At 42.0% G+C, this 26884-nt stretch carries 22 protein-coding genes and 1 other annotated feature; of the genes, 4 read left to right on the forward strand and 18 right to left on the reverse strand.

From position 1 onward, the window contains the following. Position 1: 1 nt before the first annotated feature. The 4 genes from pulA to thpR all read right to left on the reverse strand — a co-directional run bounded on the left by pulA (position 2) and on the right by thpR (position 5021). Positions 2–2152, reverse strand: coding sequence for a type I pullulanase (gene pulA, locus DFO72_RS04240; RefSeq protein WP_113882547.1), 2151 nt, complete (start codon positions 2150–2152; stop codon positions 2–4). A gap of 59 nt (positions 2153–2211) precedes the next feature. After that, positions 2212–3201 carry a diacylglycerol/lipid kinase family protein gene (locus tag DFO72_RS04245; RefSeq protein ID WP_113882546.1) on the reverse strand — a complete coding sequence of 330 codons (990 nt, stop codon included), beginning with the start codon at positions 3199–3201 and terminating at the stop codon, positions 2212–2214. Beyond that, positions 3191–4168: an NERD domain-containing protein gene (locus DFO72_RS04250; RefSeq protein ID WP_113882545.1), complete on the reverse strand. Its 978-nt coding sequence runs from the start codon at positions 4166–4168 to the stop codon at positions 3191–3193. Before DFO72_RS04250 ends, DFO72_RS04245 begins: the two co-directional genes overlap by 11 nt. A 274-nt stretch (positions 4169–4442) precedes the next feature. Continuing rightward, positions 4443–5021: an RNA 2',3'-cyclic phosphodiesterase gene (gene thpR / locus DFO72_RS04255; RefSeq protein ID WP_113882544.1), complete on the reverse strand. Its 579-nt coding sequence runs from the start codon at positions 5019–5021 to the stop codon at positions 4443–4445. 254 nt (positions 5022–5275) lie between these two features. Between thpR and cysK the strand changes: the two genes are divergently transcribed. Beyond that, positions 5276–6208, forward strand: coding sequence for a cysteine synthase A (gene cysK / locus DFO72_RS04260; RefSeq protein ID WP_113882543.1), 933 nt, complete (start codon positions 5276–5278; stop codon positions 6206–6208). Between the two features lie 56 nt (positions 6209–6264). On the opposite strand, the gene dat is transcribed toward cysK, so the two are convergent. From dat to DFO72_RS04285, 5 genes are all read right to left on the reverse strand, one after another. After that, entirely contained in the window at positions 6265–7134 is an 870-nt protein-coding gene (gene dat / locus DFO72_RS04265) for a D-amino-acid transaminase (protein WP_113882542.1), read from the reverse strand. An 88-nt stretch (positions 7135–7222) separates the two neighbouring features. Next, the gene (pepV, locus tag DFO72_RS04270; protein WP_113882541.1) at positions 7223–8641 is read right to left on the reverse strand and encodes a dipeptidase PepV; all 1419 of its coding nucleotides are present in this window, start codon (positions 8639–8641) and stop codon (positions 7223–7225) included. 102 nt (positions 8642–8743) lie between these two features. Then, positions 8744–9922 (reverse strand): ABC transporter permease, encoded by a 1179-nt coding sequence (locus DFO72_RS04275; protein WP_113882540.1) that lies wholly within the window; start codon positions 9920–9922, stop codon positions 8744–8746. After that, on the reverse strand, positions 9912–10628 hold the full coding sequence (locus DFO72_RS04280) for an ABC transporter ATP-binding protein (RefSeq protein ID WP_113882539.1): 717 nt from the start codon (positions 10626–10628) through the stop codon (positions 9912–9914). The genes DFO72_RS04275 and DFO72_RS04280 overlap by 11 nt, the downstream gene beginning before the upstream one ends. A gap of 107 nt (positions 10629–10735) precedes the next feature. Beyond that, positions 10736–12010, reverse strand: a complete 1275-nt coding sequence (locus tag DFO72_RS04285) for a M48 family metallopeptidase (protein WP_113882538.1) — start codon at positions 12008–12010, stop codon at positions 10736–10738. A gap of 458 nt (positions 12011–12468) precedes the next feature. Between DFO72_RS04285 and DFO72_RS04290 the strand changes: the two genes are divergently transcribed. Continuing rightward, entirely contained in the window at positions 12469–12690 is a 222-nt protein-coding gene (locus tag DFO72_RS04290; RefSeq protein ID WP_026041817.1) for a DeoR family transcriptional regulator, read from the forward strand. Between the two features lie 64 nt (positions 12691–12754). Here the strand turns inward: DFO72_RS04290 and DFO72_RS04295 are convergent, their stop codons facing one another. Next, a complete protein-coding gene (locus DFO72_RS04295; protein ID WP_113882537.1) occupies positions 12755–13474 on the reverse strand; it encodes a pseudouridine synthase in 720 nt (239 codons plus the stop codon). 314 nt (positions 13475–13788) lie between these two features. Continuing rightward, positions 13789–15405, reverse strand: a complete 1617-nt coding sequence (locus DFO72_RS04300; protein WP_113882536.1) for a putative polysaccharide biosynthesis protein — start codon at positions 15403–15405, stop codon at positions 13789–13791. A gap of 396 nt (positions 15406–15801) precedes the next feature. Between DFO72_RS04300 and DFO72_RS04305 the strand changes: the two genes are divergently transcribed. Further along, positions 15802–17070 carry an NAD(P)/FAD-dependent oxidoreductase gene (locus tag DFO72_RS04305; protein WP_113882535.1) on the forward strand — a complete coding sequence of 423 codons (1269 nt, stop codon included), beginning with the start codon at positions 15802–15804 and terminating at the stop codon, positions 17068–17070. Positions 17071–17097: 27 nt separating this feature from the next. On the opposite strand, the gene DFO72_RS04310 is transcribed toward DFO72_RS04305, so the two are convergent. The 6 genes from DFO72_RS04310 to DFO72_RS04335 all read right to left on the reverse strand — a co-directional run bounded on the left by DFO72_RS04310 (position 17098) and on the right by DFO72_RS04335 (position 24936). Next, on the reverse strand, positions 17098–17280 hold the full coding sequence (locus DFO72_RS04310; RefSeq protein WP_009333366.1) for a sporulation protein Cse60: 183 nt from the start codon (positions 17278–17280) through the stop codon (positions 17098–17100). 100 nt (positions 17281–17380) lie between these two features. After that, a complete protein-coding gene (locus DFO72_RS04315; RefSeq protein WP_113882850.1) occupies positions 17381–17686 on the reverse strand; it encodes a rhodanese-like domain-containing protein in 306 nt (101 codons plus the stop codon). Positions 17687–17849: 163 nt separating this feature from the next. Then, positions 17850–20267, reverse strand: a complete 2418-nt coding sequence (leuS, locus tag DFO72_RS04320; protein WP_113882534.1) for a leucine--tRNA ligase — start codon at positions 20265–20267, stop codon at positions 17850–17852. 329 nt (positions 20268–20596) lie between these two features. Beyond that, positions 20597–20820, reverse strand: a binding site (T-box leader). A 110-nt stretch (positions 20821–20930) separates the two neighbouring features. Further along, positions 20931–21707 carry a 3-hydroxybutyrate dehydrogenase gene (locus DFO72_RS04325; protein WP_113882533.1) on the reverse strand — a complete coding sequence of 259 codons (777 nt, stop codon included), beginning with the start codon at positions 21705–21707 and terminating at the stop codon, positions 20931–20933. Between the two features lie 57 nt (positions 21708–21764). Next, the gene (locus tag DFO72_RS04330; RefSeq protein WP_113882532.1) at positions 21765–23084 is read right to left on the reverse strand and encodes a GntP family permease; all 1320 of its coding nucleotides are present in this window, start codon (positions 23082–23084) and stop codon (positions 21765–21767) included. Positions 23085–23574: 490 nt separating this feature from the next. After that, positions 23575–24936, reverse strand: a complete 1362-nt coding sequence (locus DFO72_RS04335; RefSeq protein ID WP_113882531.1) for a sigma-54 interaction domain-containing protein — start codon at positions 24934–24936, stop codon at positions 23575–23577. Positions 24937–25080: 144 nt separating this feature from the next. On the opposite strand from DFO72_RS04335, the gene DFO72_RS04340 reads away from it, so the two are divergent. Then, positions 25081–25431 (forward strand): hypothetical protein, encoded by a 351-nt coding sequence (locus tag DFO72_RS04340; RefSeq protein ID WP_113882530.1) that lies wholly within the window; start codon positions 25081–25083, stop codon positions 25429–25431. A 48-nt stretch (positions 25432–25479) separates the two neighbouring features. Here the strand turns inward: DFO72_RS04340 and DFO72_RS04345 are convergent, their stop codons facing one another. Beyond that, entirely contained in the window at positions 25480–26661 is a 1182-nt protein-coding gene (locus DFO72_RS04345) for an MDR family MFS transporter (RefSeq protein ID WP_113882529.1), read from the reverse strand. Between the last annotated feature and the right edge of the window lie 223 nt (positions 26662–26884).

Raw genomic sequence — 26884 nt, forward strand, 5'->3', positions numbered from 1 at the left:
TCTATCTTCTGCAAACCAATACATATGAACATAATGGCGGTATTTCAAATCTGGTGTTAATCTTGCGAATAGTGGAAATACCGGCTTCACGTTCATCCGCAATAAGGTCCCAATCCCCTTCCGGGAGAAATATTTCTTCTTCAGTCATTAAAGGATTGATAATAACGGCTGCATGGCTGCTCTCGGTATTTTGATCACTGCTTGTTAACACATAACCTAATAGCGGTTTTTTAATATCCAGAAACTGCATGGAATTCCGGATCATTTCTGCATTGGCAAGCCTGAAAAGAGGAATTGACTTTCTTATGCTGATCAGGCCTTTAATATATTCAACATTATTTAAGTAATGGGATTTCCTTTCCCAGTCCAGATTATTGATGGAATCTGGAGCACGGTAGCTGTTTCCATTTCCTTCTTTGGTCCGAAAAAATTCCTGTCCGCTATGCAAAAATGGAATTCCCTGGGAAAGAAGAACCATCGCTGTTGCCAAGCGGTGCTTATGCTGCTGCACAAGAGGATCCGCATTTTCAGAACAAACCTGTATTTTATCCCATAGGGTATGATTATCATGCGATTCCACATAATTTACAGATTGGGAAGGGGAAAGGAAAATGCCTTTTTCCTTTTTTTCAAGGCCAATGCTTCCAGCCAATACCTGCTTTGCCGCATCATAGTAATGCTCATTCCCCAATGCATAACCTTTATCATATAAATTAAACGTACTGCCTTTGATGGAATCTCTGAACCAGTCATTGAATTGGCCGATTCCCGGCAGCTTTTCCTGGTTGCGGATGCTTGCTTTTTTGTCATCCGGTATAGGGGTATTTAAATCCCAGCCCTCACCAATAATAATGACAGACGGGTCAATCAATTCCGCATTCTGGCGAACTTCATTCATCGTTTCAATATCGAGTATACCCATCAAATCAAACCTGAACCCATCAATTTGATATTCCTTCATCCAGTATGATACGGAGTCAACAATAAATTTCCGGGCCATCATGCGTTCCGAAGCAAAGTCATTTCCAACACCGGTGCCATTTGATGGCATTCCATATTCATCATGCCGGAAGAAATAACCCGGTACGATTTTTTCAAAAGAAGAATGCTCGCGAATATAAACATGATTATAGACTACGTCCATAATGACTCTAAGTCCCTGGGAATGAACAGCCTGAATTAAGGCTTTCAATTCTCTGATCCGCGAATAGGGATCTAGAGGATCTGTAGAATAACTTCCTTCTGGAACATTAAAATGTAGCGGGTTATAACCCCAGTTATATTCTTCTTTTGGACTTTTTTCATCCACACCTTCAAAGTCATGGACCGGCAGAAACTCAATATGAGTAATGCCGAGCTGCTTGACATATGACAGGCATGTAGGCTCCCCATCTCTGCCAACGGTATTTGTTTCTCCCGCTCCTAAATAGAGGCCTTTCTGTACTGCCCCGCTCGCAGGATGAATGGTAAAATCCCTAATATGCGTTTCATATATGATGGCATCTGTGGGCTGCAGAAGCGGCGGAAGCTCCGGCTTTTTAATTTTTGTATTTTCCAGATTGACTACCGCACCATATTCCCCATTTATAGCCGAAGAGACTGCGTATGGATCAGCAGCTTCTTTCCACTCCAGGTTAATGCATACAAGGAAAGAATAAAGAAAACGATCCAGGTCGCCATTTACATCACAGCTCCAGACTCCTCTCTCTTCTCTGCTCATCGGAATAAGCTCAGCTTCCTCCTCCAATGCTCCTTTAAGCTTCAGCTTTACCTTTGCAGCTGTCGGAGCCCAGAGCCTGAAATGCGTCTTTTCTTTGCTGTACGAGAAGCCCAGCGGACCGTCATAATAGAATTTCTCATCAAAATCACTTGTACGAATAACAGCACCAATTTGCAGATCTGTTTTTCCCCCATATTCATCCACTATCCAATATTGTTTCCCGAATTCCGCTTCATGGTCTATTCTGCATGTATATTTAACGGCATCCTCAATCGCCATGCTTTTCAATATTTCAACAGGAAACTCTTCTTCCCAGTCAGTAAGGAGAGAGAACCCGGAAGAACGTCCCTGATGATAGCTGAAAGGAAGTATGATCGTAATGATGTGCATTTCGTCTAAGTATGCATTAAAAGTCCGTTCAATCGTTATCATTCCGAATTCATCTCCTTTACTTAGTCGGACGGTATTTTAAGAGCAGCTCTCTCCCAAAATCAACACCCATCTTTTACGTTGCCTATAATTACAGGAAGGGCTCCGGGGCAAACAGAGGCTGAAATCGGTGTGCTGCCTAAAGCCTCGCCATCTGCGTGAGCAGGAATGGGGTGTGAAGATCTAATAATGACATTCTGGCCCTGAAGAACTGTGACTTCTTTAAATTCTATATGACGCCCCTTGAAGACGGAGGCAAATACAAACAAAATTTTTATTCTTGATATATTGTGGACGACCGTAACATTTAGAATTCCATCAAAAGGATTTGCATCAGGGGAAATCATCATACCGCCTCCATAGAATGGCTGATTGGAAATAGTAATAAACCAGGCAGAATCAAAATGGAGTTTTTTGCCATCAATGACGATTTCAAGATTAGAGCATTTATAGGTAAACAGCTCTTTTACAAGAAAGAGAGCGTATACAAATTTGCCCAGAGATAACTGATTTAAAATACCTTTCACCTTTGAACTGTTTACTTTCCGGGAAATCAGTGCATCAAATCCAGCACCCATATTATTAATAAAATATGTTTTTTTCCCATCTATGTGCCTAATCATTCCGATATCAGCTTTTACAGAAGAATGACTGATCCCTTTAAGAATTGCTTTTAAAGATTCTGCCGGGTCTTTAGGAACTCCAAAGCCCCGCGAGAAATCATTCCCAGATCCTCCCGGAATAAATCCAACGGTCACATTCTGATGACCCACAGCGCCATTCATAACCTCATGAACCGTCCCGTCTCCTCCCACAGCAACAAGATATAATCTTTGCCCGCCCGCCTGTTCTGCATAGATTTTTGCCAATTCCCTGGCATGGCCCTGATATTCTGTCCTGGCTGCAGAGAAAGGGATATTTTCCTCTTTCAGCATCTGCTCAACTTTTTTCCAGACTTTCAGGCAGGAGCCATTTTTCGCCTGCGGGTTAATAATGAACTTAAGCTCTTCCCTGCTATGGGCTTTATCCTCGAGGAAATCTTCATGATTCATCCCGATTCTCCCACTCCAGCCTTTTGACTGATGCAGTCTGGCAATATTGAAGCAGTGCCTGTGCTCCTTTTAGTTGAACATGCTTGAGAGGCGAACGCTGGCTTCTCATTGTCTGAAACCATTGATCATAGGTCCTTTTCTCGATTAGCTGAACATCAATAGGAGCTGCCGGATAATCAATATAGCCATTTCGGGTAAGTAAAGCCTTTTTAATCGGCAATTCAATAGAATGAATTTCAAATATTTTTCGGACAATTTTTTCAGTCCTATTTAATGCAAGCAGCGGATTCAGAACCTTCTTTTCTTCCCCTTTTCCCTTTTTTGTCCAGAATCTATCCTTCGAACCTGAGAATACTGCTGAATCTTCTTCCTCCAAAAAGCTGATGCACCATACCTCTGTCGGGCTTATAACAATGATTTCTGTTTCCACAGGAGCCTTTTTCAGCAGAAAGATCGGATTGAACATGACAAGATACGTATCCGGATATCTCTGCAGAAAATACTTTAGCTTTTCATCATAATAGTAATGCTTATCGGGAAATGATTTTTCCGTTAATGTGGAGGTTGCCCATTTCATCTGAAATCGGTAAAGCTGGTCTAGAAACTGGTGTTTTAAATTATCAATTGTTTCTGGACGCACGGCAAAGGAGGCTTCAAATTCAAGGACGTCTTCTTCCTTTGTCACCTCATCCCCGACAGCCTCATATTCCTCTAATTCTTCATTTTTCCCCCGTTTTAATAAACCCTTTAGCTTTTCCATCAGCGGCTCTTTTTCTTCTTCAAGCCACTCTGCTGTGCCGGCTGTATATCGCTGCCCGGACTCAGGATTAAATGATTCATTTGCTTCCCATGCTTTATGCCATTTATCCCACTGCTGTTTTTTTAGTCTGACAAAACGGGAAGGATATACAAAAATGTCCTGCTGGTAACGTGAAACATAATCCTGCAATTTAATTAACTGTCCCATTCTCCTAGCCCTGCTTTCGTTTATACTTTCTATCTCTAATTATTCATTTATGTTCTTTTTATTTTGCCCGTTGATTTCCGCTGCAGGCACTCGCTTTCCACGGGGCTGCCGGGTGCCTCCTCGACGCGACGCGTCTGCGGGATCTCCCCTGGTGCGCTACTCCCGTTGGAATCTCGCACCTTCCGCTCCAATCAACTCAGTGATAAATATTTTATATTCTTTCAATTGCAGCAATTTCACCTAAGCCGTTATTCATTAATAGTATGTATTTATTTTATTCCGCCAGGAGCGGAAAGATGGCAATGCTTTCATATTTCGGTGTTTTATCCAGATGGGTCTGGTATAGGACGACTTCTGAAGCCTCAAATTCAAGGGGCCCCTCCTTGAATGGACTGTTAGCGTACAGCATGCTTTCCTGAAATGGATGAGTGCCAGCCCATTTTCTTGCCATAGTGATATGAGGTTTAAATGGTCTTGTCTCCAATTCAAAGCCCGCTTCTTGACATGCTGAATATACTTTCGATCTTAAATCTTGGAGATGTTTCTCCTGCTGTGTTCCACACCAGAAAATTCTTGGTGCGTCTTGTTTTCCAAATACGCCAAGTTTGCAGATATGCAAGGGAAATCTTTTTTCGTTTCTGATTGAGGCAGCGACAAGCTTGGCTGCTTTCTGCAGTTTTCCCTGCGGTGCAGACCCAAGAAATGCTAGTGTAATATGATAATCCTCTTGATGGACCCAGCGGCTAAAAGGCAGCTCTGGACTTAAAATTCCACAGTATTCTTTCAACTTACCCTTTGTTTCAACCGGTAATTTCAACGCAAAGAAAAAATGAGCATTCATTTGTTTGGACACTTAAGATTCCTCCATATTTTCACTTATTTTAACAAACATCAGTTAAAATTGGCAGATACTTTCTGTTTGACCTCCTATTTTAAGTATTCTTCCAATTCCTTTTGATTTGATTGGAATAGTCTGTTTTAGTATGATGGATATATTATGAATAGTTATAGATTTCCTTTGTTAGGATGAAAATAAACAGATGGACGTAAAATAACAAAGTATTAAACTTCCTTGTTATTACAGTCTTATTTGAAAGGGAGAGTCAGATGAAAGTTGTCAACAATCTCGCGGACTTAATTGGAGATACTCCACTAGTAAAATTAAACAAGCTCGCCCCTGAAAATGGAGCAAGCATCTATGCTAAGCTCGAATTCTACAATCCAAGCCGCAGTGTAAAAGACCGCGCGGCTTATAATATGATTGTCGAAGCTGAGAAAGCAGGTTCATTGAAACCAGGTTCAACCATTATTGAACCAACCAGCGGAAACACCGGCATCGGGCTTGCAATGAATGCAGCAGCACGTGGCTATCAGGCCATTCTGGTTATGCCTGATACCATGACGGCAGAGCGCATCAACCTTTTGAAAGCATATGGAGCAGAAGTTGTCCTGACTCCTGGAGATGACAAAATGCCCGGTGCAATAAAAAAAGCAAATGAGCTGGCTGAGGAAATCCCAAACAGCTTTGTACCGATGCAATTTGAAAATAGCGCTAACCCTGATGCACACCGCCATTCAACAGCAGTCGAAATTATTGAGGGCATGAAGGACATCGGCAAACCACTTTCTGCCTTTGTTGCCACGGCAGGCACCGGCGGCACGATTACCGGCACAGGAGAAGTCCTGAAAGAGCATTATACAGGGTTGGAAGTACATGTTGTAGAGCCCAAGGGCTCACCTGTCCTATCGGGCGGAAAGCCTGGCAGGCACAAGCTTGTTGGCACAAGTCCCGGATTTGTTCCGGAAATTCTCAATACGGATGTTTATGATGAAATCCATCAAATCAAAGATGAAGAAGCATATGATACGACGCGCAGAATGGCAAGAGAAGAAGGGATTTTAGTCGGTCCATCCTCAGGAGCAGCCTGCTATGCTGCCATCCAGGTTGCAAAAAGGCTAAAGCCGGACGATGTTGTGGTATTCATCGTTTGCGATACAGGAGAAAGATACCTTTCAAGCGATCTGTTTCAGTTTGAATAAGTAAGTTAAAAGACCAAGACCCCAGGGATTACTCCTGGGGTCCGTTTGTTTTAGAACTATCTAATTTTAACTGTCAAACTGCCGCACTGTTTTTCAATTGCCTCTTCAAAAAGGTTCTGTAATTTATTTGTGATTGGACCAGGACTTCCATTACCAACCGGCTTTCCTTCAATCTCTGTAATCGGAGTAATTTCAGCTGATGTACTGGACATAAAGACTTCATCCGCGTCCAGCAGATCATCCTTTGTAAAAGCAGATTCTTCAAGTGATACTCCATTTTCCATGCAGATCTCATTGATCTTACGGCGGGTAATGCCATTTAGGATCAGATTTGTTGCAGGGTGCGTATATAGTGTCCCATCTTTTACAATCGCTATATTGGAAGAACTTCCCTCAGTCACCGTATCTCTGCGATGCTGAATTGCTTCAAAGCAGCCCAATTGTGCTGCTTTTTGCTTTGCCATAATATTGCCAAGCAAGTTCAGACTCTTTATGTCACAGCGCAGCCAGCGTATGTCTTCAATCAAAATAGCCTTAACACCATTTCTCATGCTCTCAACAGGTCTTGAGGTTTCACGGGTATAGGCGGTAAGCACCGGTGCAACGTCTGCACCAGGATAAGCATGATTTCTTGGAGAAGTCCCCCTGGAAACTTGCATATATACTATTCCCAGTTCAAGATTATTCCTTTCGATCATCTCTCTAAGCATCTGTTTAAGCTGCCCTATAGAATAAGGGATATCGAGCTCTATTTTACTTCCGCTCTCAAGCAGCCTTTCGAGGTGCTCATCTGCCGTGAACATTTTTCCGTTATAGACGCGGATTACTTCATAGACGCCATCACCAAATTGATAGCCCCGGTCCTCGATATCTACTTTCGCTTCAGAGCGCTCGATCAAGTCACCGTTCAAAATGACATATTCCATTTCTCTGACACTCCCTGTAAGTGGTTTGTTTGTCTAATCTATTAGCTGTTTATGTAAAATCTTTCAGCCATCATATCAGGTTTTAGAGCTATTTCGCAAGTTCATAAATCGCTTGTGCATAAATAGCAGCAGCTTTTATTAAATCCTCAATAAACACATATTCATCTTTTTGATGTGCCACGTCTTCCCTGCCAGGGAAAAGCGGGCCAAACGCCACACCAGACTTCAAGGAACGTGCATATGTGCCCCCGCCAATTGATAAAAGCTCTGCCTTTTCGCCAGTCTGCTGTTCATACACTTTTTTCAGGGTTTGGATAAGAAAATCATCTTCTTCCACATGATGCGGCTTGGCATCAGTGAAATTCTCTAATCTGAAATGTTCTTCTTCAATCAATGACTGAAGCTTATTTTTTGTATCCTCCATATTGTTACTGATGGGATAACGTACATTAAAGCCTAAACGGCCGCCATCTTCTTTCGTATATGAAAGTTTTCCTACATTAACGGTTAAATCACCGGTAATCTCATCCGTACAGGCGATGCCAAGCTTTCTTCCTCTGGAATCATCACATAAGTATCGTGATACAAACTGAAAATATTGGCATGCTTTCTCATCCAGCTGAAGGGATGCCAGGAATGATGCCATTAAAATACCTGCATTTTTCCCATTATCAGGCTCCATCCCATGAGCCGATACTCCCTGAAGCTCCAGAATCAGTTCGCCGTTATCTATGTAATACTTTCCTTCAAGCTCAGTCTTTTTCAGGAAATCAATATACCTTTGCACCACTTCAGTGTGTTCTAGATGGACTACAAGACTGGCTTTTGCAAAATCAGGAACCATGTTATATCTTCTTCCTGATTGGAAATGCACGACCTCTGCCAATACTTCCCTGTCTGTTTCTTCGGTATGGCTAATTTGGACGAGATCAAAATCAGAGAGGCCTTTTTCTGCATAGATGATTGGGAAATCTGCATCTGGTGCAAATCCCATTGCTGGCATTTCCTCGTGTTTAAAATAATGCTCTACACAGCGCCAGTCACTTTCTTCATCTGTTCCGATAATCATTCGGACCCGTTTGCTTAAAGGCAGCTCCAATTCCTTTACAATTTTCATAGCATAATAAGCAGCCATCGTTGGGCCTTTGTCGTCAATCGCCCCTCTGGCAAAAATCTTTCCATCGCGAATTTCTGCACCAAATGGGTCGCTAGTCCAGCCATCTCCTTCAGGAACTACGTCGACATGACAAAGTACACCCACAATTTCTTCACCCTCGCCAAATTCCAGATGACCAGCCAGGCTGCCGACATTTTTGACAGTGAATCCATCCTTTTCTCCAAGTTCAAGCATGAAAGCGAGCGCTTCCTTTACACCTTCACCAAGGGGTGCATCATCTGCTGCATTCTCTTCATCCAGCAGGCTTTTAATTCTCAAAAGTTTTTGAGTATCTTCAATTAAAGCGTCTTTTCGGTTATTAACCTCTTTTTGCCAATCCAATACGTTCATAAAGTTACCTCCTTATCCTGATTTGAACATCTATGATTACCCATTATAACCCATTTTGCCTGCAATTTGCTTATGGGACTGTGTAATAAAAACATACCTTTATTATGCACCAGGAATGCTGAACCTTGCCAAGATGATTGTCAAAACGCTTACTATCAGACCTAAGATCAAAATGGCAAGGAAGAATAAGGCTATGACCGTTCTATTCCTTGCAGTGAAATAGAAATCTTTATCACTATATTTTTTCGTAAAGGGATGGGACATAATGGATTTATCCCAGGTAATCGAAAGCCATGAATACATTAAGAAAAGGAAGATACCCGACACAATTACTTTTATCCATAGTGGAGGAATGGCAATAATCCCCGCTGCGCTTACAGAAATGATTTGAAAATAACTGAAAATATATGAAGGATTCCGTATGAAAATCTTTATGAATAATTCTATCAGGCCCTTAATGGGTGTTCTCTTCTTAAAGATCCGTCTGGAGTTTCTGAATAATATAGGTCTTGTCCTCATTGAAATAGCAGGCTTTTCTATTTCTGGAGCCATCATAAATATCCATTTGATATACTTTGTTTTTTCCTCCTGCTCAAGCATAATTTCAAAGTCTGCGGCCGATATCCTTTTCTGCATCTGGGAGACTCTCGTTAAGGTGCCGGAAAGCAGCACTGCCGAAATCATGTAAACCGGAAAGTCTGCACCGAAATTCCACAGTGAATAGACGAGCTGGCTGAACCAGCTCAATAATACAAAAAGCACAAAGCCAATTACATATCTTCTAAACTTCCCTTCAATCCCTTTCAGATAATAGGAAACTGCCATAATCGCCCATTTCAGAGTAATGAAAAATGTCAGCAGAGCAATGATTTGACTCCATTGCAAAAAATAACTGTTCTTCAGAAAGGGAAGAAGAAGAGCTATCATCGTGCCTGTACTGACTGCCTGGAAGAAAAGTGAATAGCCAAATCCCCATTTTCTTAATCCCAAATAGAGGCTCTTATTTTTCACCAGAAACACTTTATCAGCTTCTTGTGTAAATGGGCGAAAGTTACCCAGCCATGAAAAAATATAAAGCAGGAAGAAAAGGAGAAACATTGGCAAGTTTGCAATCCATTCCGGCGTTTCTAACCACCAGGAGCGATATATCATTCCAAAGATGACAGCACCGGGGACAATGAGATAAACCATGATGGTCCAATCTGCAATGGAACGGAAAATACCAAACTGATACTTCCAGCTATTGATTAACCTTCCAAGAAAGAGCGAACTACTTTTCATTGTCATTTCCCTCTGCAATCTGATGAAAGCAATCATAAAGCGAACCAGCCAAAAGATCGCATTGCTGCCTGATATCGTCTAATGAGCCGGAAGCCTTCAACTGGCCATCATGCACAATTAGAAAGCGGCTGCACACTTTCTCTGCCGTATCAAGTACATGGGTAGACATAAGAATGCCTGCTCCCCTTTGTCTCTCTCTTTCAATTGATTCCAGAAACAGTTTCATAGCATTAGGATCCAGCCCAATAAACGGTTCATCAATAATATAGACATCCGGCTTGGCAATCATCGCAAGAATCAGCATGGCCTTTTGCTGCATTCCCTTTGAATATGTACCGGGAAATTTATAAGCGTGTTCAGACAGATTATACTCCTTCAAGAGCTCTGATGCCCTCTTCTTATACTGGATTTCCGGCAGTCTCTCTACGGCAGCTGTAAAATCCAAGTGTTCCCACAATGTCAGCTCATCATAAAAAATGGGGCGTTCAGGTATATAGGAATATTTAACTCCCTGCTTAAATTCCACTGTCCCCTTTTTATGTTCCAATAATCCCAGGATTGTTTTAATCGTTGTGCTTTTTCCTGCCCCGTTAGGACCTATAAGGCCGATTAATTCCCCTGCTTTTAAATCAAAATTTATATTATGTATGATCGGTTTTCCATTTTCATAGCCTGCTGATGCAATATCGACGTTTAATAAGTTCATATACTCTCCTCCTGACTATACATACGGATATAATTGGAAAAGGTTTGCTCTTTTTCATATATTCTTTAAAACCATAATAAACCTGCCCCTTCAAAGGGGCAGGTTTATTATGGCTGGAGGATATCCATTAATTCTGTATTTTCAAAGTCTGCAGCGTAATCATAGGCTGTATAGCCATCCGCATCTTTCACAGCGGGATCTGCACCATATTCCAGGAGAAGCATGGCCATTTCAGTATCCTCATTAAATACTGCACTCATTAAAGGAGTGGTTTGATAGTTATCTGCCGTATTAGGCTCTGCTCCATTTTCCAGCAAAAGGGCAGCACTGTCATACTGGCCATAAGAAACAGCCCAGTGTAAGGCAGTATTGCCATCTGCATCCATTTCCTCAGTATCCTCCCCATCAGCCAGTAAAGTGTGGATCATTTCAGTATCATTTTCACTCGCTGCATTCATTAGAGCGGTAGTTCCTTCAATGCCCATAACTGTTTCAGTCCACAAATCCATTTTTTTAAGTGATTTATACCCAATCCAAAGTCCGCCGGAAAGAATAGTCAGCGTCAGGACTGATCCTGCTATCCCCAGCCATATCCTGCCCTTTGGTTCTTTTAACTCAACTGTAGATTCTTCAGCAAAAACTTTTGATAAAGCATAAATTCTTTTTGGCAGGTGAGGATGGGTGGAAAGTTTCTCATTCAGCCAGACAAAAAATCCAGTTTCCGTTTGGAGCTGCTCCATGTACGCCTGCTTATTGACCTTAGGATAAAGTTCTTTTCCAATGGCAAGCATCGTCAAGGCATCTCTAGATGCTTCAAACGACTTTATATAAAAGGCAGCATAACGATCACATGTATACTCGCATGCTCTTAAATACGCATTCCCAAGGAATGGAACCCACATAGCAGGGAGCAGAAGAAGGCTTATAATAACATGCTTTCTTTTTAAATGAGCAAACTCATGGGCCAGGACGAACAGTACTTCCTTTTCAGCTCCCCGAGCAGTCAATTCAAAAATACCAGAATATAAGACAACCATATTTCTTCTGAAAAACCTTGTAGCAAAGGCATTTAAGACACCTTCAGACTCAATCACGTATATATCCGGCAAATCTTGCAGACCCATTTCCTTCGAAGTTAGCACTGCTTTTTCATAAATCTCCGGAAATTGCTTCTCACTTATTCTTACTCCGTTTCTTCTGATGCCGCCCACCATAATCCCATGGAACAGAAGAGATACAAGAATTAATGCCAAAATAATCACAATCCCAATAATAGAGAATGCCAGTAAAATATAAGACAAAATGCTAAATAAAGCAACGAATGCAAAATAAATATTTTCCTTCGGGTATACCAGGCGATTTCTCAGCGAGTGAGTTTCCATTACACTTTCTTCCTTTCAATCTCTTTTAAATATACCAATTGATTATAATCAAAAAACAAATTTTAGGATATAGAAACTTCCCTGAGTGATTATTTGAATTTTCAGTACATAATTTAAGCCCCATCTGCCATAAGGTATAGTAATAGTCCCTTTTCCTATCGAGGTTTAATCGAAAATAATTAGGGAATTGAACATACATTAAAAAGGAGGGAAACGTAAAGACTAAAATACAAGCAGCATTATAAATATTTTGTAAAATTGTATCCTTAAAGTAGAAATAATCAGATAATAGCGTTACAATATAGTCAGAGGTATGACATCTTGACTAAAATAACCAGAATACAAAGGGGTTGTCTGGGGAAAAGAAAACTACATATGATTGAAGGAAAATCCTTCAATGTAGCTGTCGGTTGCAGGAAATTGCCATGGGGTTTGAAAAAAGGATAGGGAGTGGTTTTTTGAAACCTTCAACTAACCGGATGTTAAACCGTGTAAAATCCGTCTACATGTTTATAAGTAAGCGCGGAACTGTAACAACTCAGGAGCTTGTAGAGGAATTTGGTATTACTCCTCGCACCATTCAAAGAGATTTAAATGTCCTCGCCTACAATGACTTGGTTAAGAGTCCGAGCAGAGGCAAATGGACCATAACTCAAAAGAAAGTAAAGATGTCATCTTAACAATCAAAGCATAACCAACCTAATAAATAGAAAATCGCCCTGCTGTCAGGGCGATTTTTCCGTCTCATCTCACTTCATAATTCATCAGCTTATCAAGCTCTTCATCAGTCAATTCCCGATATTCACCCAATTCCAATGTTTCATCCAGCTCAAGCGGGCCCATTGATAATCTCTTTAAATAGATGACTCTTTTGCCCACTGCCTCAAACATTCTTTTGACCTGATGAAACTTTCCCTCCGTAATGGTTAATTCAATTTCAGATGTCATGCCGGATTTAAGGATTTCCAGCTCCCCAGGCTTGGTTTCATAGCCGTCATCCAATATAACCCCTTTTTTAAATGCGGCAATATCATCAGCTGTGACTTCCCTGTCTATGACTGCAAAATAGGTTTTAGGAACATGCTTCTTTGGAGAAAGCAGCCGATGGGCCAGCTGGCCGTCATTGGTCAACAGCAAAAGCCCTTCTGTATCCTTATCAAGGCGCCCTACTGGAAAAGGAGAAAAAACAAGGTCTTCCATCCCGAGCAGGTCCACCACGGTTTCAAATTGAGAGTCCTCTGTTGCGGAGATGACGCCTGGCGGTTTGTTTATCATCAAATAAATGAATTCCTTATATTCAACCTTTTCGCCATTAATGATGACAGCATCCTGTTCAGGATCGACCTGGTGCTTGGGATCCTTTACTTTTTCCTCATTAACCGTTACAGCTCCATCCTTTAATAGCTTTTTAACATCCTTACGGCTGCCGTAGCCCAGATTGGCCAGCATTTTGTCAATTCTCATGGCTGCCCCTCCCTTTTAATCCTAATTAATCTGGTTTAAATTAATATCACGTTATTAAACGGTTCTCTTTTTCTTGTATTAGTAAATATTCTGTCCGTTGATTTCAGCACGGGGCACTTGCTTTCTGCGGGGTCTCATCTGTCCCCTGCTCCCGCAGGACATTGAATAAACTTCCTCGACTGAACACCGCACGAAGAAAATCACCAGCATTTTTCGAGGATCATGTACCCTCCGTTCCAATCAACTCAGTGCTTTGTATATTGTTTTCTAAAACGTTCTTTAAAAAAGGCCCCCATCATGGAGACCTTCTATTTTTATGCCTTCAATCTTAATTTCTTAAGCATTCTATCGACTCTTGATCCGAACAGGAGATAGATTAATTTAGTTCTGAAGCTTAGGTAGAAATAGACTCCCGCTCCAGCTGCTGCGCAGATGATGACAATGATGATAGCCTGAAAATTGGATGCCGGCGATAAGAAGGCAGTTGTGATTTTATAAACCACTCCTGCAGCAATGTACATGCATGCAGTAAATAATACAATCAGCATTCCTCGTCTTAAGACAAGCTTGAAGGGATATTTTGCAAATGTTTTAATTACGAAAAGGTTAATTAAAATAGCTACGATATAGCCAAGAGCGGTTGCAAATACGGCTCCCTGTGTTTCGAACAGTTTTATGAGCGGAATATTCAATGATAGCTTTACCAGCAGGCCTGTCAGCAAACTTAAGATTGTAAAACGCTGCTCATTGATTCCCTGCAGAATGGCTGCAGTTACCGAATAATAAGCAAAGAGAATCGCCACTGGTGCATAAGTTCTCAACACCTCAGTACCCAAATCTTTATGCTCATAAAATAGGGTGAAAACCGGCTCAGCAAGCAGGGATAATCCTGCTACGGCAGGAAGAGTCAGAAAAAGAAGCACCTGGAAAGTCTGGTTAAGCTGGCGGTTTAAATCTGACCTATCTTCATCCATAAATGCTTTCGTCACACTTGGCACAAGCGTCAGCGAGAAGGCTGTGGCAAGCGAGACAGGAATGATGACCAGCTTATGCGTCTCAAAGTTCAGGACAGAAAAGGCTGCTACTGCATTTTTCGATTCACCGATGGCATCCATCGCTCTGGTAAATGTTATCTGATCGATAAACTGAAAGAGAGGATTCGCGAGACCCACAAATACAAACGGTGCGGCATAAAGAATGATTTCTTTATATATTTCCTTTAAGGAAATATCAACGGTTCCTTTATCTTCTTCAAGCAGTTTATCCAAATGCGGCTTACGTTTATACCAATACCAGAATAATACCCCGAGGCTTCCGAGTCCGCCAATAAAGGCAGCAAAAGTAGCGACACTGATCGCTGCAGTCAGTGAACCTTCCATTACATTTAAAACGACATATGCACCTGCAAGAACGAACAGGATGCGGACAATCTGCTCCACAACCTGTGAAACGGCAGTAGGACCCATTGACTGATGTCCCTGAAAGAACCCTCTTATCAAACTCATGAACGGAATAATAATCAGGGCAAATGATACCGCTCTAATTACAGTTGTTACATCTTTAACACTAACCTCAACGTCTTTCCCGGCCAGTGTCATTTCGGCAACTGCTGGAGCAAGGAAGAACAGGATCAGGAATGAAATGATTCCGCTTGCCGTCATGACAGCCAGACCTGATTTGAACAGCTTTCGTCCGACTGCATATTCCTCTATTGCATTATATTTAGAGATAAACTTTGAAACAGCAAGTGGAACCCCCGCTGTTGCAACACTAATAAAGATTGTATAAGGTGTATACGAAAAGGAATAAAGGGCTGTCCCTTCCTTCCCCACAATCTGGTAAAAAGGAATAACATAAAACAAACCAAGAACCTTCGAGATAATGGTGCCAAGCGTAAGGATGAAGGTTCCCTTTAAGAGCTTAGATGACATATAATCCCTTCCTTTATGAAATGCGGAAGCGCCTTGCCAGCCTCCGACATCTCGAGGGGGTAGGCGCTCCTCCTAAAAGCCAGCGCTTTTAGTCGAGCGATGATAAAGCTGTCGAAGCGTTCCCTTTTGAGCTGGACAGTAATCGACTTTCAAAGCTTTCTCTCTTATTTAAAAAACTAAAGCATGCAGGCTTTTACAGCCTGTGATTGCCAAAACAATTCGCAGTAAGTTCGTCAATTTTCTATCTTTTTAGACACACTATTTGTAGTGTACTCTTCTTACAGAGGAAATTCCACTTGCAATACCGTATTATGGGGCATTATTTTTAGAAATAGGATATTTGATTTATAATGTAGCTATTGCTTTTATAGCGAATCAAGATAAGTTGGTGAAAATATGAAATATGATGTAATAGTTATAGGCGGGGGTCCTTCGGGATTGATGGCAGCAATCGGTGCTGCGGAACAGAAGGCAAAAGTTCTTCTGATTGACAAAGGAAACAAGCTTGGAAGGAAGCTTGCCATTTCCGGAGGAGGCCGGTGCAATGTCACCAACAGGCTTCCAGTGGATGAAATCATTAAGCATATTCCCGGCAATGGCCGTTTTTTGTACAGTGCATTCTCCATTTTCAGCAATGAGGATATTATCCGCTTCTTTGAGAATTTAGGAATTAAGCTGAAGGAAGAAGATCACGGGCGGATGTTTCCTGTTACCGACAAAGCACAATCTGTTGTTGATGCCTTGATCTCAAGGCTGAAGGAGCTGAAAGTCGATATCAAAACGAACAGCCCTATCCAGGATGTTCACTATGAAAATGGCAGGGTGAAATCGGTTGAATTAAAAACAGGCGATGTATATGAAGCAGATTCAGTTGTAGTTGCCGTCGGAGGAAAATCAGTCCCTCATACCGGCTCAACTGGCGACGGCTATGCATGGGCGCAAAAAGCTGGCCATACGATTACAGAGCTTTTCCCAACCGAGGTTCCGCTGACATCTTCTGAGAATTTTATTAAAGAGAAAATGCTGCAGGGATTGTCGCTCCGGAGTGTGGCGCTTAGTGTTTTAAACCCTAAAGGAAAAGTGCTCATAACCCATCGGATGGATATGATTTTTACCCATATTGGCATTAGCGGCCCGGCCGTCTTGCGCTGCAGCCAATACGTGGTGAAAGCGATGAAGAAGTGGAACTTAAAAGAAGTGGTCATGAATTTAGACGCAATCCCGGATATGAAAGAAGAGCCTCTTTTTCAGGATGTGTCCAAAAAGATCAAAGAAGAGCCAAAGAAAAGTATTAAAAATCTCTTAAAAGGGATGCTGCCCGAAAGATATCTTTTGTTTCTTCTTGAGCAGAACGGAATTGATCCGTCCTCACAGGGAGCTTCGATTTCAAACGAAAAGATCAGAAGCTTTGTAAAAGCCTGCAAATCTTTTCAGTTTAAAGTAAATGGGACGCTGCCTCTCGATAAAGCCTTTGTTACCGGCGGAGGGGTTTCCGTAAAAGAAATTGAACCGCAAACAATGGCTTCAAAGTTGATGGAAGGACTTTTCTTCTGCGGAGAAATTCTGGACATCCACGGCTACACAGGCGGGTATAATATCACATCCGCACTTGTAACAGGCAGGTTAGCCGGATTAAACGCAGCAGTTTCAGCTAGGATCGTATAATAAAGAGAGCCTGATGCTCCTCAGACATCAGGCTCTATATATAACCATGGCAGAGAAACAATAAATTTGTTCATCTTCATCCTCTTGCACTGCGGCAACATTATATTTTATATCCAGCAGCTTTTTTTCCTCAATCTTCTCCAGAAAATGATTCATATCCTTTTCCAGATCTTTTTCATGTTCATGATCAAATAACTTTACCTTAATCACAGGAAACTTCCTTTCAGATTTTTTTATCAGCTTGTCCAATTTTCTGAATTTTTAAAACTAAAACACAAAAAAACGAAGCCTGCTGCGGCTCCGCTCTTCTCTATTTTGTTTCACCCTGCCAGTTCAGCATGCCCCCGGTCATATTGCGGACTTTATATCCCTGGTCCTGCAAATAGTGGCATACGTTTCCGCTGCGACCACCGGAACGGCAAATAATAATGTACTCCGTATCTTTATCAAATTTATCAAGATTCTCAGGTATCGTGCCCATACGGATATGTCTCGCCCCTGGAATCATGCCGGATGCAACCTCTTCATCTTCCCTTACATCGACAAGCTCAAGTTTCTCCCCTTCTTCAAGCTTTTTTTGCAATTCTTCTGTTGTTATCTCTTCAATACGTTCCAATCCTAACACCCTTTCTGAAAAGCCTTTTAAATAGAACTTAGCATTAAATAATGCTGCCACTCCTATAATACCCTATATGGGACGAAAAATATAAATAGGAAGTTTCTATAACACAAATACAAAACCACCTCTGACAAATAGAGGCGGTTTCATCTGGTATACCTTAATTTGCAACGATATTCACAAGTTTACCAGGCACAGCGATGACTTTACGAACGGTTTTTCCGTCAATTTGTTCTTTTACTTTATCATCGCCCATTGCGATTTGCTCCAATAAATCTTTTTTGGCATCGGCTGGAACCATAAGCTTTGCTTTTACTTTGCCGTTGATTTGGATAACGATTTCGACTTCATCATCTGTCATTTTAGCTTCATCATATGCAGGCCAAGCTTCATACGCAATGGATTCACCATGCCCTAATTTAGACCAAAGCTCTTCGGACATGTGAGGAGCAATAGGTGAAAGCATTTTAACAAAGCCTTCTGCAAAGGTCTTTGGAAGCACATCTGCTTTATATGCTTCATTGATGAATACCATCATTTGAGAAATAGCTGTGTTGAAACGCAGCCCCTCGTAGTCCTCAGTTACTTTTTTCACCGTTTGGTGGTAAACCTTTTCAAGGCTGCTGCCTTCTTCGATGTCCTTAATTCTCGGACTTAATTCACCAGTCTCTTCCACAAACAAACGCCAGATCCGGTCAAGGAATCTTCTTGAACCATCCAATCCATTTGTAGACCATGCGATGGAAGCTTCAAGAGGTCCCATAAACATTTCGTATAGACGAAGAGTATCAGCACCATGGCTTGCTACAATTTCATCCGGATTAACGACATTGCCTTTTGATTTACTCATTTTCTCATTATTTTCCCCAAGAATCATACCTTGGTTAAATAACTTTTGAAACGGTTCCTTCGTATGGACAACTCCCACATCATAAAGGACCTTGTGCCAGAAACGGGCATATAGGAGATGAAGAACCGCATGTTCAGCTCCGCCGATATAAATATCAACCGGAAGCCATTCTTTTAATTTCTCAGGGTCTGCAAGAGCTTCACTGTTTTTCGGATCAATATAGCGAATATAGTACCAGCAGCTGCCTGCCCATTGCGGCATTGTGTTGGTTTCCCTGCGGCCTTTTTTGCCTGTTTCAGGATCCACGACATTAACCCACTCATCGATGTTGGCTAATGGTGACTCTCCAGTGCCGGATGGTTTGATTTCCGTTGTTTTTGGAAGCACTAATGGCAGCTGATCTTCCGGCACGGCAGTCATTGTGCCATCTTCCCAGTGGATCACTGGAATCGGCTCGCCCCAATAGCGCTGGCGGCTGAATAGCCAGTCACGAAGACGATAAGTAACCTTCTTAGTGCCAATGCCTTTCTCTTCAAGCCATTCGATCATTTTCTCAATCGCTTCCTCTTTGTTTAATCCATCAAGGAAATCTGAGTTTACATGCTCGCCATCGCCAGTGTACGCTTCTTTTTCAACATCTCCTCCGGCAACGACTTCTTTAATAGGAAGATCAAATTGCTTGGCGAACTCATAGTCGCGCTCGTCATGAGCTGGAACCGCCATGATGGCCCCAGTTCCATAGCTGACTAAAACATAATCTGCAATCCAGATTGGCATTTTTTCGCCATTGACCGGGTTAATCGCATAAGCGCCAGTGAAGACACCTGTTTTTTCTTTAGCAAGATCTGTCCGCTCTAGATCGCTCTTGCTTTTTACTTTGTCAATGTAAGCCTGAACTGCCTCACGCTGCCCATCTGCTGTAATTTTTTCAACAAGCACATGTTCTGGAGCAAGAACAGCATATGTTGCACCATATAATGTGTCAGGTCTTGTGGTGAAAACAGTGAACGTGCCATCATGGTCTTCAATATTGAACGTTACTTCTGCTCCTTCAGAACGGCCGATCCAGTTTCGCTGCATATCTTTAAGGCTCTCTGGCCAATCCAATAAATCAAGATCTTCAAGCAGGCGATCCGCATAAGCCGTAATTTTAAGCATCCACTGCCTCATTGGACGGCGTTCTACCGGATGGCCTCCGCGTTCACTTTTTCCGTCAATGACCTCTTCATTTGCAAGTACTGTTCCAAGTGCGGGACACCAGTTAACAGCTACTTCATCGATATATGCAAGTCCTTTTTCATAAAGCTTTAAGAATATCCACTGAGTCCATTTATAGTATTCAGGGTCTGTTGTGTTTACTTCACGATCCCAGTCATATGAAAAACCTAAAGCCTTAATCTGGCGGCGGAAGGTGTTGATATTCTGTTCTGTGAATTCAGCAGGATCGTTTCCTGTATCAAGGGCATATTGCTCGGCAGGCAAACCAAATGCATCCCAGCCCATTGGGTGAAGGACATTATAGCCCTGCATGCGCTTCATACGGGAAAGGATGTCTGTTGCCGTATATCCTTCCGGGTGACCGACATGAAGTCCTGCGCCTGAAGGATAAGGGAACATATCAAGCGCATAAAACTTGCGCTTGCCTTTATCTTCAGTTGTTTTGAAAGTTTTATTTTCTTCCCAGTAGCCTTGCCACTTTTTTTCAATCTCCTGATGATTGAAACTCATTTTTGTTTCCTCCTATTATTGAAAATAAAATCAGGCTCTTTTCTTGTAAACCGTTTTTTGGCTTATGAATATTGCCCGTTGATTTTAGCAGGAAGCACTTAGCGAACCCGCGGGGAGAGAGGAGAGCCTCCTCGGCTTCCGCCTGCGGGGTCTCTAACTTCCCTCACTTCCCGCAGGAATTGAATGAGCACCGCACGAAGAAAATGCGTCAGCATTTTCGAGGATCAAGTGCCCCCCGCTACAATCAACTCAGATAGTTAAACTTAGTCTGTAAGCAACGAACTTTACAAAACAGCCTAAAAAATAAAACAAAAAACCTCTCATCCCAAAAAAGGGACGAGAGGATTATGTATAAATCTCCCGCGGTACCACCCACATTAGTGAACATGTCACTCGCTTCATTCATCCTTAACGCGGAAAACGGCAAGCATTACTGGTCCTTCACACTTGCTGCTCCAAGGCGAGTTCATGATGTGCCCGGCTGACTTGCACCTTCCGTCAACTCTCTAAAACGGGCTGTTGCACCACTACTGCTCCTTATCTAAGCATTTTAGTATAAGAATATGACTATTGTAATAAATTTCCCGCCAGGATGCAAGTAGGCTTATCCTGACAGGAATTTAATAACTAGAATATGCAATGCTTTTCGAAATGTGATTGTATTTACTGAACAGTATATCCTCCATCGATAACTGCCGCCTGTCCTGTAATTCCTTTAGCACCGTCACCAGCCAAAAAAATAGCATAATCCGCAATCTCTTCTACCGTCAGCAGCCTCTTTTGCGGCACTAAGGGATAAATAACTTCTTCCAGCGCTTTTTCAATAGGTACATTTCTTGTTTTAGCAAGATCATTCAGCTGATTTCTTACGAGTGGTGTATCTACATAGCCCGGGCAAATGGCATTAACCGTAATGCCATCTTCAGCAGCTTCCAATGCTGCGACTTTAGTAAGGCCTATAACGCCATGCTTGGCACTGTTATAAGCTGCTTTCCCCGCGAATCCAACAAGACCGTTAATGGATGCCATGTTCAGAATACGGCCGGACTTTTGTTTTTTCATAACGGGTATGACATGTTTAATGGCCATGAACGGTGCAGTCAGCATTACTTTGATCAGAAACTCGAATTTCTCAGTAGGAAAGTCTTCAATAAAGGAAACATGCTGCAGCCCTGCATTGTTAATGAGCACATCCAAGGCACCGAATTGGCTGACAGTTTCATTGATGGCCGCTTGTATATCAGACTCTAAGGTCACATCACATTTAAGCCCGATTGCTTCAAAACCTTCATGCTGCAAATTTTCTGCAGCTTTTTTCACGGCCTCTTCCTGAATATCTGTCAGAACAATTTTCGAGCCGTGTTCAGCAAATCTCTTGCCAATTTCATAGCCAATTCCCTGCGCTGCACCGGTTATAAAAACTACTTTATTTTGTACCATGAATAAGCTCCTTTCAAAAACAAAGCCGGGGCTCCATTGTATGAGCCCCTGCCGAAATTAGATTCCCAGACCAAGTGAGAATAAGATAATAGCCAATGCTAACCCAATTAGTGGAACAATTACCGTTACAGCAGCCACAGCCCCATATGCAGCCTGATGAGATTCCCCGCAGATAGCCCGTACAGTGGTAACAACATAGCCATTATGCGGCAAAGAGTCCAGGGCACCAGATGAAATGGCAACCGTTCTGTGCAGGGCTTCTGCATTGACGCCCATGTCCATATAATGCGGGGCCAGAATCGGCAATGCAATGGCCTGCCCGCCTGAAGCTGAACCGGTCATGCCGGCGATAACACTTACTGCTATGGCACCGCCTATCAGCGGGCTTCCAGGAATGCTTGTCATCCAATCTACAGCTGTGGCAAATGCAGGCACTGCCTTTGCCACTCCGCCAAACCCGACAACAGCAGCTGTATTCCCTATCGCTATCAATGCGCCTAATGTCCCATCAGACACAGCATTCCAGAAATTTGTGAAATACTTTCTATTCAATAGATATGTGGCAATAACTCCGCCCAGTAATGCAAGAATAAGTGCAGATTGTGCAAGAGAGTCATGGAATATAAATGAGATAATTAAAACGACAGCTAATGGGAGAACTCCCATAAGAGGGTGCGGTAATTCCTTATTCTCAGTTACAGGATCCTGCTTGCGGGATTCAAAGGTTTCTCCTTTGTTTACAGCCTTTGTGATCATGCGCTTCAGCCACCAGTAGCCAAAAATCATCATGAACACAGCGACAATTAAGCTGACTTCCCAGCCTGCATATGGAGTCGTTCCAAGAAATTCAATCGGAATCCAGTTTTGAATTTCCGGTGAACCCGCAGAAGTCATCGTAAAAGTTACAGATCCAAAGGCAAGTGCTGCTGGGATGAACCTTCTTGGAAGATTTGCCTGTTTAAATAAACTTAATGCCATTGGATATACGGAGAAAGCAACTACGAATAAACTGACTCCGCCATAAGTTAAAATAGCACAGGAAGCGACAATGGCAAGAACGGCATATTTCATTCCGAGCTTATCCACTACCATTTTGGATACACTGTCAGCCGCACCGCTGTCTTCCATTACCTTCCCAAAAATTGCACCCAATAGGAACATTAGGTACCATGATGTAACAAACCCTGAAAAGCCGGACATATAGTTCCCGACCAAATTGGCCTCTCCTTCACCTGCCAGCTGCGGAAATAATGGCATGCCGCTAAAAAGAGCTACAAACAAGGCAGATAACGGCCCGACAACCAGCAGGTTCATTCCCCGCATAGTCAGGAAAATCAGCAGGGCAAGCCCGCCTATTAATCCAATCATACTTAGCATTTCATTTCCCCCTTTGTTTTTAAAAATAGGCTGTTTTCGCAAGGTTTGCTGCTATTTGTATACTATTTACTGAGTTGATTGCAGCGGGACAGGAGAGACCTCGCGGAAAGCGAGCAGCCTGGAGCGGAAATCAACGGACAACATGAATAGGCGAAAAACAACAATTTATACGAAAAGAGCCTAAAAATAAGAAAAACTTTTCATCCCCTTTCTTTGAAAACGTTTGCAGAAAAAATCAGAAAAATAACTTGCTGAGAAAAGATAATGCAAGAGTCGTGCCAACTTGAAATGCTTGCAGATAAAGGGAATTGTGAACAATTAGTGAATCCTTTTTCCAGGATTCTGGAATACACAGGGAACAAGTCCACTGATATAATAGACTAGTTTTCTGATAATTACGTCTAATACTGGGACTAAGTGTACATAAAATTACTAGAATGAAAACAGTCCAGAATTCTGGAACATATTCCGAATTTCTGGACTGTTAATCTTATTCAATTCCATATTTCTTTAGTTTTTCATACATAGAAGATTTACTGATGCCTAGAGCTTTTGCAGCTTCTAATCGGTCCTGGTTATATTTGCTCAAACTTTGGGTCAATATCCGCTTTTCTGTTTCTTCCAGAATGTCCTTCAAGTTCTTTTTTCCAACGGGATAAACAGCAGATTCTTTCATGTAATCCGGCAATGATTCTGTAGTGATACTTTCATTGCTTGTTAAATGAATGGATGCCTCAATTACATTTTCAAGCTCCCTAATATTGCCGGGCCAGCTATATTGATGAAACTTTTCAATTACCTCGTCTTCAATTGCACTAATTCTCTTTCCCGATTTTTTTGTTATTTTCTTGATAAAGCTATCGATTAGGAGTGATAAATCTTCCATCCTGTCGCGCAAAGAAGGAATCATGAACGGCACAACATTAATCCGATAGAATAGATCCTCCCTAAAGCGCTTTTCTTCCATCATTTTTTCGAGCGGTCTGTTCGTTGCAGCGATAATCCGGACATCTACTTTAACCGGAGAAGTCGAACCCACGCTTTCAATCTCGCCTTCCTGCAGGGCACGCAATAACTTCACCTGCATATTAAGCGGCATATCTCCGATTTCATCCAAAAATAAGGACCCTCCATCAGCAAGCTGGAATTTCCCCTTTTTACCTCCCTTTTTTGCACCTGTAAAAGCACCTTCTTCATAGCCAAACAGTTCAGACTCCAACAGATGTTCCGGGATGGCTCCGCAGTTAATTTTCACAAATGGCTGATGGCTCCTGTTGCTGAGCTGATGTATGCTGTGTGCAAATAGTTCTTTTCCAGTCCCGCTTTCCCCGCGGATTAATACGGAGATATCACTGGCTGCCACCATTTTCACCTTTTCTTTAAGACTATGAATCTGGCTCGAGTTTCCCAGAATATCATCAAGGCTGTATTTTACACTTGGATCAATTTCCTGGATAAAGCTCTGGATTTTTGTCAGCATGCTCTTTACATGGCTGTTCATCTGCATCCATTCCTTTGTATCTCTAAAAAAGACTGTCCCGAAAGCGCCAATTACTTCGCCATCAGAAAAAATGGGAATGCGATTTGCTATCATATAGTTGCCTCTTATATATTGCAGGTCTGCAATTTCTTCCTTGCCTGATTCTGCCACTATATGCATACGTGAATTTTCAATTACCTCAGACACATGCTTCCCCAGAACCTGTTCCCTCTCCACTTCCAGAAAATCGCAATAATTTTTATTAATGTAAATAATCGTTCCTTCTTTATTCACAACTACAAGCCATCCAAAAGCGTTCTCAACAATGGTTTCGACAATCTCCACAGGCAGATCGAATAATGCACTTTTCATTTGAATCCCCTCATTTAGGACAATCTACTATTTATGATTACCATTTTATCATATTTTTCTGAAAACAAATTCACTTCAATGGGTATTCTTATTGCTTTTACTGCCCATAACATTAGTAATCGGCAGACATGGGAGGTGTTTCAGATGAAAGGCATCTATCTGATTAATCCGCACTGGCAATATGGAAACAAATCAAAACAGGAATGCGTTCAAGTGCAAAAACAGGCGCTGGAAACCTATATTAAGGACCATAATATTTTTACAGTGAAACTAAATCAATGGCAGCTGAATGAATATTACACCATTCCTCATGCCCTTTTGTATGATTTGAAGCAAAAGAAGGCAGATCTGGATGTCCTGCTTCTTTATTCAGAAGAGGTTCTCGAAGATTTTATCAATTCTTATCCAGCGAGATGGCTGATTTTGAAAAGCTTCTTCAATGAAGTTGTATTTGCTGATAAGAAAAAAGAAAATTACTTTGAAGGTGCCGGTTAAGAATTAAAATTTCAAAAAACCTGCAGCGCACAACTGCAGGTTTCTTTCTTATGATACATGCGCCAATTTTTTAGGCTCCTTCAATTTCCGGTCATAAACAAGAGTTGTCAGAATGGCAAAAATAAATAAAACTATTAATACAGCAAACAGCATGGAGATTCCGTAAAGGTCAACCAGAATTCCCCCCAGTAAAGGCCCGATCATCCTTCCGCCTGTAGCGGTGCTGTTTACGATTCCCTGGTAAAAACCTTCCCGCCCTTTAGGAGCAAGCTGGTTGGCAATAGTCGGAACCGCTGGCCATATTAGCATTTCGCCAATCGTCAGAATAACCATGGCTGTGATAAAAGCTGAGAATTGCTCGGCACTTGCTGCAGCAGCAAATGAACCTATAAATATGACCATGCCCGCGACCATCTGAACCTTAAGTGTTTTAAACCATTTTACCAAAGCACCGATAAACGGCTGACCCAATACAATCAGGGCTCCATTTATAGTCCACAGCAAGCTGTATTGCTTTAAAGAAATATTCAATTCCTGTGTATAAGCAGCAATAGTCGATTGCCATTGCACATATCCGACCCAGCACAATAAATAGCCTGCACATAATATGAGCAGCGCATAAAGCTTGGTATGATTTTTAACCTTCCGATTTTCCTGAAGGATGGAGGTCTGCTGACCTGAAACAGTATTTATTCCCCTGTATCCCAAAACAGCGATCAGTAAAAAAACGATATACATGACAGTATTGGCCAGAAAAATCAACTGAAAAGAGTACGAAGCCACAAGACCGCCGAGAGCAGCACCAATGGCAACACCGGCATTCTGAGCTACATAAATGGCATTGAAAGCTTTGCGGCCGCCTTCCTTCCAGACAGATCCCGCCATCGCAAACATAGAAGGAAAAACAATGCCAGATCCAAATCCAACAAAGGTGAGGAACCCCACGTATGCAGGCCAGCCGTGCCAAAAGGTTAAACCGAGGAGCGCCATTACCGTGATGACAATTCCAAGAAGAATTGAACGATAGCCGCCTATTTTATCATATAGGCTTCCCCCTATTAAATTTCCTGCGACGCTGGCAGCTGCGTTCACCATCAAAACCAGGCCGGCAACCGATAAGGACTTGCCTAAGTGGTCATGAATGTAAATTGTATTAAGAGGCCACAAAAAAGAAGATCCGGTTACATTCACTGCCATCCCAATAATTAAAAGCCATAAGGTCCGCGGCATAAGATTACGCCCCTTTTTCCAAATTTTTTTATGTCAGCCGGCATATTACCAGCCGGTACTATTTCGAAATCCAAAATAATTTTAGTTGGTTTTTCATGTCCTTGCAATAGGTTTTCATTCGATTTTAATAGACAGAATACTTCTTCTTTTATAGTTGAAGCTGAATGTGGATTTTTAGAATGCACCTATTAAGAATAGTTCGTTAAACGGCACAAAAATAAAG

It is taken from the genome of Cytobacillus oceanisediminis (assembly GCF_004366035.1).
Classification (GTDB): domain Bacteria; phylum Bacillota; class Bacilli; order Bacillales; family Cytobacillaceae; genus Cytobacillus; species Cytobacillus oceanisediminis_C.